The 13,498-nt window shown below is 42.6% G+C and carries 15 protein-coding genes; 14 read left to right on the forward strand and 1 reads right to left on the reverse strand.

Annotated features, from left to right (window positions below; all coding sequences use genetic code 11):
* Positions 1 to 69: 69 nt before the first annotated feature.
* A complete protein-coding gene (locus tag AB1Y31_02215; protein ID MEW4981981.1) occupies positions 70 to 930 on the reverse strand; it encodes an AraC family transcriptional regulator in 861 nt (286 codons plus the stop codon).
* A 328-nt stretch (positions 931 to 1,258) separates the two neighbouring features.
* Here AB1Y31_02215 and AB1Y31_02220 point away from each other — a divergent pair, with 328 nt between their 5' ends.
* The 14 genes from AB1Y31_02220 (at position 1,259) to dmpE (ending at position 13,484) form a co-directional block, all read left to right on the forward strand.
* On the forward strand, positions 1,259 to 2,470 hold the full coding sequence (locus AB1Y31_02220; protein MEW4981982.1) for a hypothetical protein: 1,212 nt from the start codon (positions 1,259 to 1,261) through the stop codon (positions 2,468 to 2,470).
* 58 nt (positions 2,471 to 2,528) lie between these two features.
* Positions 2,529 to 3,698 carry a hypothetical protein gene (locus tag AB1Y31_02225; protein ID MEW4981983.1) on the forward strand — a complete coding sequence of 390 codons (1,170 nt, stop codon included), beginning with the start codon at positions 2,529 to 2,531 and terminating at the stop codon, positions 3,696 to 3,698.
* Between the two features lie 70 nt (positions 3,699 to 3,768).
* A complete protein-coding gene (locus tag AB1Y31_02230) occupies positions 3,769 to 4,488 on the forward strand; it encodes an FAD-binding oxidoreductase (GenBank protein MEW4981984.1) in 720 nt (239 codons plus the stop codon).
* 374 nt (positions 4,489 to 4,862) lie between these two features.
* A complete protein-coding gene (locus tag AB1Y31_02235; GenBank protein ID MEW4981985.1) occupies positions 4,863 to 5,138 on the forward strand; it encodes a phenol hydroxylase subunit in 276 nt (91 codons plus the stop codon).
* A 24-nt stretch (positions 5,139 to 5,162) separates the two neighbouring features.
* The gene (locus AB1Y31_02240; GenBank protein MEW4981986.1) at positions 5,163 to 6,161 is read left to right on the forward strand and encodes an aromatic/alkene monooxygenase hydroxylase subunit beta; all 999 of its coding nucleotides are present in this window, start codon (positions 5,163 to 5,165) and stop codon (positions 6,159 to 6,161) included.
* Positions 6,162 to 6,174: 13 nt separating this feature from the next.
* Positions 6,175 to 6,453: an MmoB/DmpM family protein gene (locus tag AB1Y31_02245; GenBank protein MEW4981987.1), complete on the forward strand. Its 279-nt coding sequence runs from the start codon at positions 6,175 to 6,177 to the stop codon at positions 6,451 to 6,453.
* 26 nt (positions 6,454 to 6,479) lie between these two features.
* Positions 6,480 to 7,997 carry an aromatic/alkene/methane monooxygenase hydroxylase/oxygenase subunit alpha gene (locus AB1Y31_02250; protein ID MEW4981988.1) on the forward strand — a complete coding sequence of 506 codons (1,518 nt, stop codon included), beginning with the start codon at positions 6,480 to 6,482 and terminating at the stop codon, positions 7,995 to 7,997.
* A gap of 41 nt (positions 7,998 to 8,038) precedes the next feature.
* Entirely contained in the window at positions 8,039 to 8,398 is a 360-nt protein-coding gene (locus tag AB1Y31_02255; GenBank protein MEW4981989.1) for a phenol hydroxylase subunit P4, read from the forward strand.
* A 3-nt stretch (positions 8,399 to 8,401) separates the two neighbouring features.
* A complete protein-coding gene (locus tag AB1Y31_02260) occupies positions 8,402 to 9,469 on the forward strand; it encodes a 2Fe-2S iron-sulfur cluster binding domain-containing protein (protein MEW4981990.1) in 1,068 nt (355 codons plus the stop codon).
* Between the two features lie 8 nt (positions 9,470 to 9,477).
* Complete coding sequence (locus AB1Y31_02265; protein ID MEW4981991.1) at positions 9,478 to 9,780, forward strand: 2Fe-2S iron-sulfur cluster-binding protein; 303 nt, start codon at positions 9,478 to 9,480, stop codon at positions 9,778 to 9,780.
* Positions 9,781 to 9,853: 73 nt separating this feature from the next.
* Complete coding sequence (locus AB1Y31_02270; GenBank protein MEW4981992.1) at positions 9,854 to 10,774, forward strand: catechol 2,3-dioxygenase; 921 nt, start codon at positions 9,854 to 9,856, stop codon at positions 10,772 to 10,774.
* A gap of 4 nt (positions 10,775 to 10,778) precedes the next feature.
* The gene (locus AB1Y31_02275) at positions 10,779 to 11,198 is read left to right on the forward strand and encodes a heme-binding protein (GenBank protein MEW4981993.1); all 420 of its coding nucleotides are present in this window, start codon (positions 10,779 to 10,781) and stop codon (positions 11,196 to 11,198) included.
* A 39-nt stretch (positions 11,199 to 11,237) separates the two neighbouring features.
* Positions 11,238 to 12,689: a 2-hydroxymuconic semialdehyde dehydrogenase gene (locus AB1Y31_02280; protein MEW4981994.1), complete on the forward strand. Its 1,452-nt coding sequence runs from the start codon at positions 11,238 to 11,240 to the stop codon at positions 12,687 to 12,689.
* A gap of 9 nt (positions 12,690 to 12,698) precedes the next feature.
* Positions 12,699 to 13,484, forward strand: coding sequence for a 2-oxopent-4-enoate hydratase (gene dmpE, locus AB1Y31_02285; GenBank protein ID MEW4981995.1), 786 nt, complete (start codon positions 12,699 to 12,701; stop codon positions 13,482 to 13,484).
* The last annotated feature ends 14 nt before the right edge of the window (positions 13,485 to 13,498 follow it).

Raw genomic sequence — 13,498 nt, forward strand, 5'->3', positions numbered from 1 at the left:
CGGCCTTTTAATTTTGCTTGAGATGTGGGTTTTTAATTATTGTGGTTTCCTACTTCTCAATAATTAGTTTCAATTTTTAAGGGTTTCCGAAGGTTTTTCAAAATAAAGACGTTGATAGAGCATTGAGAAGTGGCTGGCATGTTGAAAACCAAATTTTTCGGCGGTTTCTATGACCGATGTTTTTTTAGGCGTAGATTTGATAAGAACATTACGAACGAGCTCTAGTTTTTTATTGCTGACGAATTTCATTGGGCTGATATGAAAAAATTTCGTGAAATTCATTTCGAGAGAACGCCTGCTAGTGCCGGTGCAATTAACTAAATCATTCATTGTAATATTATTATGGATATTTTCTTCAATGTATTCAATGGCCTGTTTTATAGAGTGAGGAAGAATTTGAGCTCTTTTAGCTTGTCTTAGTTCGGGCATAGAGAGGGTGAGAGCTTCAAATAATAAGTTTTCACAATTCCTTTGCATATAATTTGACTCCATCAGTAATGGATTGCCTTTATTGGTGGAATCAATATAGTTAATTAGGCTAGAAATGGCCATGGCACCGTTTGCAGTTGGGCTAAGTTTTATTTCTTTACTTTTCTCAGGAAATTTAGAACATATTTTGAAGTATTCCTTAAGAGAAGCAGGGTCAATAGTAATTGTAATGGCTTGACTAAGGTGCTCCCAAATAACATTGACATTGCAAGAAGGAGGTACTATGAGAAATTCATTTGGTAGTATGGTTTCACCGGTGTTATTGCTGTAGATTTTGCCCTTGATGGGACACAATAGATGATAAGTTGTTAGTGGTATAGACTGGATCATGGCTTCCATACCCATTGAAACGTGATGTATGTCGCTGCCCGCTATATGTTGTGAAGTGATTAAGGTTTCTCCGATGTTTGCCTTTTTAGCTTTTAACGTATGTTCGTCCATATTATTTACGTTGTTAATATAATCACAGATTATATTTGGGGACCGAGATGATATTAGCTTCTTCCTGATATTGTCCATAGAGCCCATTATGGCGTCACCGTGACTAGTAAAATTATTTACAAATAATACACACTAAGTTGCCTATTGTACAAAGGTTGGAATTTAACGTTAAATTTGGATAAAAACCAATAAATTGTAATTAAGTAAATGGCTTAAGAGGGGGGTAAATATACTTGCGCAAAATAGATATGCTTTGCGTAAATATGATAACAAGTTGTTGCTTTACTGGATTAGAATTTACGTTAACCAAAAAAATGGGAGATAAAAAATGGGTAATATTCAAGCACCAGTGACATTTGAACAACTCACTTCTTTTGATAGGAAAGAATTTCTTAGACGTGCTGAAATTATAGGCAAGCTTGGCGAAGAAGATGCAATGGACGCCGATAAAAATTGCCGTGCAAGTGCACGTGTTATTCAAGCCATAAAAGCTGCGCAAATCGCAGACTTATGGAAGCCAAAAATTTATGGCGGCTTAGGCGTTGATTTAAAATCATATAATGAAATTGTTCGTACCGTGTCTCGTTATAACGTAACTGCAGGCTGGCTAACTTATTTTTATTCGATTCATGAAGTTTGGGTAGGCTATATGCACCCTGAAGGCCGTGAAAAAGTATTCAATGATGGTGGCCTTGTTGCCGATGTCCTAGCGCCTGTTGGCCAAGTTGAAAAGGTCGGTGATGACTATAAATTATCAGGTCAATGGAATTTCGCCAGCGGTGTTCTTGATAGCACTTGGATTGGCCTTGGCGCTGTCACTCAATTACCCGATGGTGATGCACCTGAGTACTGTATTTTTGTTCTACCTGTTTCTGACTGTGAAATTATTGAGAACTGGGATGTAATGGGCATGCGTGGCACTGGTAGTAATGGTGTACTGGTAAAGGATCTAACGGTACCTTCTCATATGATTCTTCCAGCTGGCCGTATACTTGGCAGCGGTAAACCAGTGGGCGGAAATTATGATTCTTCTGAGCCCATTTATCGTATGCCCTTCCTGCCATTCTTTGCAGGCTTTTTCCCCACCGTCGCTCTGGGCGGTGCTGAGCGAATTGTTGAAGAGTTTAAACAACGTACAGAAAATAGAGTTAGAGTTTACTTAGGTAATTCCAAAGCTACAGCGACAAGCTCACCTCGAGTTTTAGCTGAGTTAAAAATACGTTTGTTTGAAATGGAAGGCCTTGTAGAACGTTACCAAAACCAGCTTGAAAACTGGCTTGAAAAAGGTCAAATAACAAACACTGATGAAGAAAAATCGATGATGTTTGGCCTACGTGGCGCCATTGCTAAATGTGGCGTTGATATTGCCATTAAAGCTACGCAGGCTCTTGGTGGTACAGCATTATATAAAGGTGATCCAGTGGAGTTGTTTACGAGAGACCTGATTGTATTAGGTGCGCATTCTAGCCATATCTATGAGGACGCCATGACAACGTATGGTGGTGCCTTGTTTGGCGGCCCGGCCCACCCAGTTTGGTAAATAATAAGAAGGGCAGTTAAAATGAGAATTAAAAATCAAACTTAAGAGGGCGTATATTATGGCTATTATTGAACACAATGAATGGATGCGACGGGCTGAATTAATTGGAAAAAAAGCTGAGCCAATGGTGGCGGAGGCCGAGGAGACAGGGTGTTTTTCTTTAGAACTGCGAGATTATGTTCATGAGCTTGAAATGCATAAGGCACTGAGACCTGTGCAATATGGTGGCTCGGGCATCGGTGCATTTACTTTCTCAGAAATTGTTAGAACGATTGCGAACTACAATGGGTCGGCAGCGTGGTTGGTCTATTTTGTTATTTTACACGAGCAATGGGTGGCTTTTTTAGATGAAAAAGGCCGTCAGGAAGTATATGACAGTAATAAATTAACAGGCGATATTTTTATGCCGCTCGGCCAAATTGAATATGTTGACGGTGGCGTTAAAATGTCGGGTCAATGGTCATTTGGTAGCGGTGTTTTATGGAATGATTGGATGGGTTTAGGTGCCATTGTGCAAGTGCCTGGTGAAGATCCGCAACCTTGTTTGGTGAATGTTGAAAAGTCGCAGTTGGAGGTGATTGAAGACTGGAACCCGTTTGGCCTTCGAGGTACGGGAAGCCATAGCGTGAAAGTAGAAGACGTTTTTGTGCCTTGGCACCGTATTCTGCCCGTGCTCAATGTTAAGAATAAGGGTGTACCTGTGGGTGGGCACTATTCGGATGAGCCGATCTTTCGTGTGCCTTTTATGGCGATGTTCTGTGTTGGGTTTCCTGCGATTTCTACAGGCTTAGCGCAACGTGTCGGACGTGACTTAAAGACTAGAATAGAAGCTAGGCAACGTATTTTGTACAACATGAAGGAATCTGAGTCGCCAATTGCACAAAGAAACCTTGCTGAAGTGATGGTAAAAGTTGACGCGATTGAAGCAATGAATGCGCGATATGTTGATCAACTGGAAGAGTGGACTGAAGCCGGAACGCCCGTTGTAGCAGATGAAGAGAAAAATAAAATGGGTGCTTGGCGCTCACATATCGGAAAAGAAGCGTCGGATTTAGCTTTTCATGCTATGAATTTGCTAGGTGCTTCAGCGACAGGCAGTGGTGATCCGCTTGAAACGGCGGCTCGAGATGCTTTTATGGTATACATTCATTTAGGCCAAATTTATGAAGATAACATGATGGCTTATGGTAGAACGCAGTTTGGTTTATCAGGGCACCCATTGTTATAAATTCTTAATTAGAAGGTCCGCGCTCTGTATGAAGGGCGCGTTTTTTACGTAGTTAAAATGAGAGCGTTAAATGCAAGCAACACATACAGGCCAAGTTGTTCATTCGGCCGAAGTTAGTAAAGGGATTATTCTTCTTAACATCAAGTTAAATGAGCCTTCCTCAGTGGATTTTAAGGCGGGGCAGTACGTGGCCGTTTTATTGCCTGATTCTGATAAGGCGTCATATTATTCAATTGCTTCATCGCCAAATAAGAAAGGTGAAATAGAACTGATCGTTAAAGAAGATAAATTGGGCGCTGGAGCGGTATATCTATTTTCCTTAAAGGAAGGGGATCAAGTCACTTTAAACATGCCATTAGGCGATGCTTTTTTACGTGACGATAGCGATAAGAATATCGTTTTTGTTGCCGGTGCGTCTGGGGCCAGCTATATCCGCTCGATGATCCATTTTTTGGATGAATCTAATCATTTGGCTTTCCGTGAGATTCATTACTTTTTAGGTTGTCGTGAAGAAGATGAGTTGATGGAACCGAGCTACATGCATGCATTAGCAGAAAAGTATGAAGGCTTTCATTTTCATCCTGCTTTGTCGCATCAAGACGACTGGGACGGGCATACCGGTCTCATTACGGATGTTGTTGATAAAGTCCTGTCGAATGACCTGTCTAAATGGGAGGCGTATTCAGCAGGCTCTCCAGCGATGGTGAAGGCGGTGGCAGACTTGTTGATTTCGACTAAAAGTCTAAAGCCTACCCAATTTTTCTCCGATTTATATACCCCCGAAATATAAAGCTGAGCCAAACGACTTTCGTTTGAGCGAAACTTATCCTCTGTGTGGGTAAAGCTGAGCCAAACGACTTTCGTTTGAGCGAAACTTATCCTCTGTGTGGGTAAAGCTGAGCCAAACGACTTTCGTTTGAGCGAAACTTATCCTTTGTCCGGCTAAAACAGGTTCAAACACCTTTAGCGATGCCCAGTTTAATACTAGCGACGGACGTTAGCTTCTGAATTGCTTAATTGATAGAGATAGGCCTATCAATAATAAGTTCATCAAATGATGAAATCATTGTCGAACATATCATAAACATAAACCTTATTTATACAGCTGATCGCTTATGAATAGGGGAAACCCTAGGCTGGCATAAAGATTGCTCCATGGGTTGAATGATGACAGCAAAAAAAAACAATTCTGGTATTGAAGGGCAACGATATGTCCGCGTCACCAAGGTGGTGAAAGAGAAGTACGTTGAATTTGAATTTTCTATTGAAGACCCGACCATACACGTTGAGCTAGTGTTGCCTTTTGAGCATTTTAAGAAGTTTTGCAAAACCAATGATGTGAAGCACTTAAGCCCGGAGCAAGAAGCAGCTGTTGAATACGATAAGCTCAAATGGCGTTTTGGTGCACCCGGCTTCGATGAAGAAACCGAGAACGACTAATTTTTAAGTTTAGGAGAGCAATGAATGAGTATTGAGATTTCGGCAAAATCCATACAGCCAGTAAGGCTGACCTACGGTAACTTGGAAGAGCGTTTTGGTGGCAAAAAGCCGGCATCACGTTATCAAGAGGCGGTATACGATGTGCAACCAACTGCTAACTTTCATTACCGTCCCCTCTGGGATAAAAATCATGAGATTTACGATAAGAGTAGAACCGCTATTGTAATGGAAGATTGGTATAGCTTTACCGATCCTCGTCAGTACTACTACGGCACATACACGATTGCGCGTGCTAAACAGCAAGATGTTGCTGAGCATAACTTTGCCTTTGTTGATAAGCGTGATTTGTTTGACGCTATGCCAGAGGCGGTAAAGCAAGCGACCCGTGAAATTTTGGTGCCGTTACGCCATGTTGAGTGGGCCGCGAATATGAATAACTGCCAAATAACAGACGAATGTTATGGTGCGAATTTTAGTGCGCTGGCAATGTTTAATGCGATGGATAGGTTGGGCATGGCTCAGTATGTGACTCGCTTAGGCTTGTTACTGGATGGTAATGAGGAAACTGCGCTAGATGCAGGTAAGCAAGCTTGGATGGAAGCGCCTGAGTGGCAGAAGCTTCGGCATGCCATTGAAGATATGTTTGTTCTTGATGATTGGTTTGAGCTAATGATTGCGCAAAATTTTGTATTGGATGGGTTGATATTTCCGCTCCTATACGATCGCTTTGAGAAAAAGCTAACGGCGGAGGGTGGTGCGACCGTCGCGATGTTAACCGAGTTTATGGATGATTGGTATAAAGAAACTGTCCGTTGGACGAATGCCTTGGCAAAGGTTACTGCAAAAGAGTCCGATGAAAACAAGGCCTTATTATCATCGTGGCTGTCTAAGTGGATCAATCGCTTAACCGAAGCGGTTGAGCCCATTGCAACCAAAGCGTTTGGGGCTGAAGGGGTGAATGAGCTCGCAGAAGTGAAACAAGAATTGTTAGCCCGTTTGGCTAAGCAAGGTCTTACGGTTTAATAAGGAGAAAAGCATGTCAGCTAAAAAAAATACAGTGTTTTTAATTGTGCAAGATAACGATGATGCGCGTCCAATTATTGAAGCCGTTGAGCAAGATAATCCAGAAGCCAACATACAATACCAGCCGGGCATGGTGCGTATGGAAGCAGCAGGGCGATTAATTGTTCAGCGCGAAACAGTTGAAGAAAACATTGGCCGTGAATGGGACGTACAAGAGTTGCACTTAAATTTAGTGTCATTAGCCGGAAACGTTGATGAAGACGAAGATAAATTTGAACTTAGCTGGCACTGATTGCCAGAAATATAGAGGATGAAATAATGCCAGCAAAAAAGTTAAACTTACGCAAACGATACGAATTATTAACGCGAGGTATGGGTTGGGAAACGACGCATCAAAAAATGGATGATGTGTTTCCTTACGATTCATTTGAAGGAATCAAAATCACCGACTGGGATAAGTGGGAAGACCCATTCCGCTTGACGATGGACGCGTACTGGAAATTCCAAGCCGAAAAAGAGAAAAAACTGTACGCCGTTATTGACAGCTTTGCTCAAAACAATGGCCAAACAAATTTGTCGGATGCGAGCTACTTAAGTGCTATTAAGTTATTTATTACGGGTGTTACGCCAATTGAATACGCCGCGCACCGTGGTTTCGCTCATTTGGGCCGTCATTTCCGTGGTGATGGTGCGCGTGTCGCTTGTCAAATGCAGGCTATTGATGAGCTGCGCCACCAGCAAACTCAAGTGCATACTATTAGTCATTATAATAAGCATTTTAATGGCTTGCATGACCCTTTTTATCAGTTTGATCGAGTGTGGTATTTATCGGTTCCTAAGTCATTTGCTGAAGACGCATTGTCATCAGGGCCCTTTGAATTTATTACGGCCATTTCATTTGCATTTGAGTACGTCTTAACCAACTTGTTATTTGTACCCTTTATGTCAGGTGCGGCTTATAACGGTGATATGGCGACGGTAACATTTGGTTTCTCGGCGCAGTCGGATGAGTCTCGACATATGACCTTGGGCTTAGAGATTATTAAATTTATGCTTGAGCAGCATGAAGATAATTTGCCCATCGTGCAGCGTTGGATGGATAAGCATTTTTGGCGTGCTTACCGCCTATTAAGTCTTGTTTCAGCTATGCAGGACTATATGTTGACCAATAGCCCGATGTCATGGAAAGAAGCGTGGGATGTGTACTTCGTTGAAAACGGCGGTGCATTATTTGAAGATTTGTCGCGTTATGGTTTAAGAATGCCAAAATACCATGAGTTAGCAACGGCTGAAGCAGACCATATCAGTCATCAAATTTGGTCTGTATTTTGTTCGCTGGGTAATGCGACTGGCTTTCATACTTTCTTACCAACAGAAGAAAAGATGGCTTGGTTATCTGAGAAGTATCCCGATACATTCGACAAGTATTATCGCCCACGGTTTGAATACTGGGCTGAACAGAAAAAAGCAGGTACCTTTGAATATCAAAAAGGCTTGCCGCAACTTTGTCAGGTATGCCAAATTCCAATGGTGTTTACAGAAGTGCAAACAGACCCAATGCAGATCAGTTACCGAGTGACTGAGCACGCTGGAGATAAATATAATTTCTGTTCAGATGGCTGTAAAGACATCTTTGAACACGAGCCAGAAAAATATACCCAAGCTTGGTTACCGGTACATCAAATTTATCAAGGCAACTGTGGTGGTCCAACGCTTCCGGAAGTGCTTGAGTGGTATAAATTCACGCCTGAAGATAGTGGCGATTACATCGGGTCCCAAGATCATGCGCGCTGGGAAGAATGGAAAGGCGCGGATAAAACGGCAAAACAAGCGTAGTGGGTTATTGAAAAAGAAGCATTAGTTTTTAGGAGATAAAAATGGCAGTTATTGCAAAAGACGGATATGTCGATATCGTCAGAGATAAGGTAGAAAATTTTCACGGTAATCAATTAGTGTATGTTGGTTGGGATGACCACTTGTTGTTTTCAGCCGCATGGGCTTTTCCGGTGCCGCCCGAGATGCCATTTCAGGCGTTTATTTCAGATGTCATGTCTGTTTCATTTAGTGACCACCCTGATTATAAAAATATTGATTGGGCAGCGGTTGAGTGGGTGTTAGATGGGGAATCATTTGCGCCTACATTAGATAACTCATTAAAAGAAAACGGCGTTGTCCACAAGTCGCTGATTCGATTTAAAACACCTGGTTTGATGGGTATAAATGGCACAAGGCTATAAATAATGAGCTATGAAGTAACCATTGAACCATTGGGTGTAACCATTGAAGTTGAGGATGATCAATCAATTCTTGATGCTGCGCTGAGACAGGGTGTTTACTTGCCGCATGCTTGTGGTCACGGACTTTGCGGTACTTGTAAAGTAGATGTGCTTGAAGGCGATGTTGAGATTGGTGAGGAAGCGTCTCCATTTGCGCTGTTGGACTTTGAACGTGATGAAGGTAAGTGCTTAACGTGTTGTACAAAACCTGAGTCTGACTTAGTAATAGAAGCAGATGTTGAAGAAGAACCGGATGCTGCCAATATTCCGGTTCGTGACTTTGTTGGTAAAGTCATTAAAATAGAAAAGTTAACACCTAGAATAGTTGGTGTTTTTCTTGAAGTTGAAGGCGATGAAGTGGAGTTTCAGTCGGGCCAATATGCAAACCTGCATATTCCTGGCTTAGACACGCCTCGTCCATTTTCGATGGCGCAGTCACCTAACGAGAAAATGGTGCTTGAGTTTGATATAGCACTCATTCCAGGCGGTGAAGGGACGACGTGGATTCACAATGAATTAAAAGTTGGGGATACACTTGAATTCTCTGCGCCTTATGGGCATTTTTTCCTCAGAACATCTGATGACAAACCAATGGTGTTTTTCGGTGGAGGCTCAGGTTTAGCGAGTCCAAAGTCAATGGTGCTGGATTTGTTGGAGTCAGGTGATGCACGTGAGATTATTTTGTACCAAGGTGCAAGAAACCTTGAAGAATTGTATTATAAGGATTTGTTTGAAGAATTAGCGCTTAAGCATGCTAACTTTACTTATGTCCCCGGCCTCTCAGGGCCAGATATTGAACCTGAATGGAATGGCCCGACCGGCTATATCCATGAGGTGGCTAAAGAACATATGGGGGGTAAATTTGAAGGCTATCGTGCTTATATGTGTGGACCTCCGATGATGATTGACGCGTGCATTACCATGTTGATGCGTGCTCGTTTATTTGAAAAAGATATGTTCATGGAAAAATTCTTTAACGCGGCTGATGCGGAGGCCGAAAGTAAAAAGAGTCCGCTGTTTAAAAATATTTAGGATCAGATGTGTCGTTTCAAATTACGATTGAAGACACAGGGGAAACCTTCTCCTGTAATGAAAAAAAACATTTATTGGCTGGAATGCTTCAGCTAGGTAAAAAAGGTATTCCGGTTGGCTGTAGAAGTGGTGGTTGTGGTGTCTGTAAAGTTAAGATATTAGCTGGGCAGTACACATCCAAAAAGATGAGTAGAGACCACGTAACTGAAGAAGAAGAAAGCCAGGGTGTTGTGTTGGCGTGTCGTGTTTTTCCTCAGTCTGATGTGGTTTTAAGTGTCATCGGTCATTTACATAAAGCTATAACGCGGTAGAGTAACCGGTTCGCGTACTTTTAAAGCGAATCGCTGTTTGTTTTAGAGTTTAAATACATAGAGGAGAATTAACATGGCAATGACAGGTATTTTACGTCCAGGACATGTTCAACTTAGAGTGTTGGATATGGAAGAAGCATTGAAGCACTATTGTGAAGATATAGGGTTGATTGAAACTGATCGTGATGATGAAGGTCGCGTGTATTTGAAGTGTTGGGATGAACAAGATAAGTTTTCTGTGGTGTTAGAGCCTTCAGATCGCTCCGGCATGGATCATATGGCATTTAAAGTTGCCACAGAGCAAGACTTGTGGCGTTTTGAGTCAAACATTAAAAAGTTTGGTATTGAAACAACTAGGGTGGCTTCTGGTGAGTTAAATGGTTGTGGTGAAAGGGTTCGTTTCGTTGCGCCCGCAGGCCATACCTTCGAACTATTTGCTGAAAAAGAACAAGTAGGTAATGGTCTTCCAACGACTAATCCACCACCTTGGCCAAGAGGCTTGAAAGGAATGGAACCTATTCGCTTCGACCACTGTTTGTTGTACGGCGACAATTTTGATGAAAACATAAAGTTCTTTACCGAAGCGTTAGAATTTCAACTCACTGAGCAAATCGTTGATGGAGAAATGCAGTTAGCTGCCTTCTTAACATGTAGTACTAAGGCACACGATATCGCATTTATTCGCTCAGAAGAATCCGGTAAATTGCATCATGCTTCATTCTTATTGGGCTCTTGGGAAGGTGTTTTAAAAGCAGGTGATATTATTTCTATGGAAGATATTCCACTAGAAACGGGCCCAACACGCCATGGTTTAACACGCGGCCAAACCATTTACTTCTTTGATCCATCAGGTAACCGTAACGAAGTGTTTGCGGAAGACAGTTATTTCTACCCAGATTCGCCTGTATTGACTTGGACGGCAGATAATATTGGTCAGGCGATTTTCTATCATTCACGTCAATTGGTGGAAAGCTTTATGGGCGTAACGTCTTAATCGTATGTCTATTAGCGTCGCAACAAAAAACATTTCAACAGAGTCCGCCAGTACTGCAGTACTGGCGGCTGTCGAAAAGGCTAAAGAGATAGGTATCAGTATTAATGTCTCTGTCGTAGACAGTTCAGCGATAGAAATTGCATTTTTACGGATGAATAACTCATTTCTCCCTTCAATGAGTATTGCCAAGGACAAAGCTTATACAGCTGCTGGTTTTGGTTTTCCCACAATGCAATGGGGGGAAATACTTCAAGGGACGACTCAATTACAAGCCGGGATCACGGTCAGGCCACACGTGGTAACTTTTGGTGGTGGTTTGCCTGTTATTGATGGTGAAGAGCTTATAGGAGCGATTGGTGTCTCGGGTGGCTCTGAAGAGGAAGATATTCTCTGCGCGCAAGCGGGTATAGATGCCATCAGTTAAGTATTGTTAATTATTTTTTAAGCAAAAGGTTTGAAAATCATGAGAGAAGTAAAGGGGTTTATTGATGGCGAATTTGTTAGCTCAGGTGAGTTTGGTGATATTTATTCGCCAACAACAGGAGAGTTGGTTTGCCAATATCATAAAACATCGACAGCACAAGTAGATGAAGCGGTAAACGCGGCTCGTGTTGCCTTAAAAGGCCCTTGGGCAGGCTATTCAATACAACAGCGTGTTGATATTTTGTACAAAATTGCCGATGGGATTGATGCGCGTTTTGATGAGTTTCTTGCGGCAGAATGTTTGGATACAGGGAAACCTTACTCTTTAGCTAGCCATATTGATATTCCTCGTGGTGCTGCAAACTTTAAAGTGTTTGCAGACACGATTAAAAATGCAGCAGATGAAGCGTTTCATATGCCCACACCTGATGGTACCGGTGCGTTGAATTATACGGTCCGTAAAGCAAAAGGCGTTATTGGCGTTATTGGTCCGTGGAATTTACCGTTGTTATTAATGACTTGGAAGATTGCACCCGCCTTAGCTTGTGGTAATACGGTGGTGGTTAAGCCCTCTGAAGAAACGCAATTAACATCAAGTCTATTAGGCGAGGTGATGAATGACGCGGGAGTTCCAAAAGGGGTTTACAACGTTATTTTAGGTAAGGGGCGTGAAGTGGGTGAAGCGCTGATTACGAACCCAGGTCTAGATGCTATAACCTTCACGGGATCAACGGCAACGGGTGAACGTATTGCAGCGGCGGCGTCGGTTGGCGTTCGTGATTCATCGTTAGAGCTCGGCGGCAAAAATGCAGGTATTGTGTTTGCCGATTGCGATATGGACAAGGCGATTGAAGGCACGTTGCGATCAGCTTTTGCAAATTGTGGTCAGGTTTGTTTGGGTACAGAAAGGCTTTATGTCGAACGTCCAATTTTTGAAGAGTTTGTTCAGCGTTTAAAAGAAGGCGCGGAAGCACTTAAATTGGGTCGATCAGACGATCCTGAAACGAATATGGGCCCACTGATTAGCAAAACCCACCGTGAGAAAGTGTTAGGCTATTACAAGGCTGCGGTTGATGAAGGTGCAACAGTTGTGACGGGTGGCGGAATACCAGAAATGCCTGATGATTTGGCCGGCGGGTATTGGATAGAACCGACTATTTGGACGGGACTATCTGAAACAGCGACGGTGGTTCAAGAAGAAATTTTTGGCCCTTGTACGCACATTCGCCCATTTGATACTGAAGAAGAAGCGATAGAATTGGCCAATGATACGCCTTACGGTTTGGCGTCCTCAGTGTGGACAGAGAATATGTCGCGTGGACACAGAGTAGCGGCTCAAATGGACACTGGCGTTTGTTGGGTCAATAGTTGGTTCTTACGTGATTTGCGTACGCCGTTCGGTGGCGCAAAACAATCTGGTACGGGTCGTGAAGGCGGCCATTATTCATTGGAGTTCTATTCAGAGCTAACCAATGTTTGTGTGAAACTATAAGGATAAAAAATGGATCAAGATAAAATAATACAATATGGCGACGAACTTTATAACGCGTTAATTACGCGTCAAACGATTGCGCCAATTACCGAGCGCTCTCCAGAAGTGACAATTGAAGATGCTTATGCCATCCAAAACCAAATGATTTCTCGTCGTATTGAGGCGGGTGAAAGTATTGTTGGTAAGAAAGTAGGTTGTACCAGTCAAGTGGTTATGGACATGTTAAATGTTAATCAACCGGACTTTGGTTATTTGTTAACGGATATGGTGTATTCAGAAGGTCAAGATATTCCTATCTCTGAGACAATGATCCAACCAAAAGCAGAAGGCGAGATTGCCTTTGTGCTTAAAAAGGACCTATGTGGCCCAGGTCTAACTAATGCGGACATTTTGGCAGCAACTGAGGCCGTTATGCCTTGTTTTGAAATTGTTGACTCAAGAATTAAAGATTGGAAAATTAAAATTCAAGATACCGTTGCGGATAACGCATCATGTGGTTATTTAGTATTAGGTGGCACAGCGGTTGATCCACGAAAAGTTGATTTAAGCGTTTGTGGTCTTACCTTAGAAAAAAATGGTGAATTGATGTACACCGGTGCGGGTGCGGCTGCCTTAGGCTCGCCTGTTAACGCAATGACTTGGTTGGCTAATACAATGGGCGCTTTAGGCGTTACATTGAAAGCGGGTGAAGTTATTCTATCAGGCGCTTTATGTATGATGGTTGATGCTAAAGCGGGCGACTCCATGCGTGTGAGTGTCGGCGGTATCGGCTCTGCTTCAGTCCGGTTCGTTTAAGAGAAAGTTTTAGG

This window comes from Cycloclasticus sp. (assembly GCA_040743155.1).
In the GTDB taxonomy this organism is placed as follows: domain Bacteria; phylum Pseudomonadota; class Gammaproteobacteria; order Methylococcales; family Cycloclasticaceae; genus Cycloclasticus.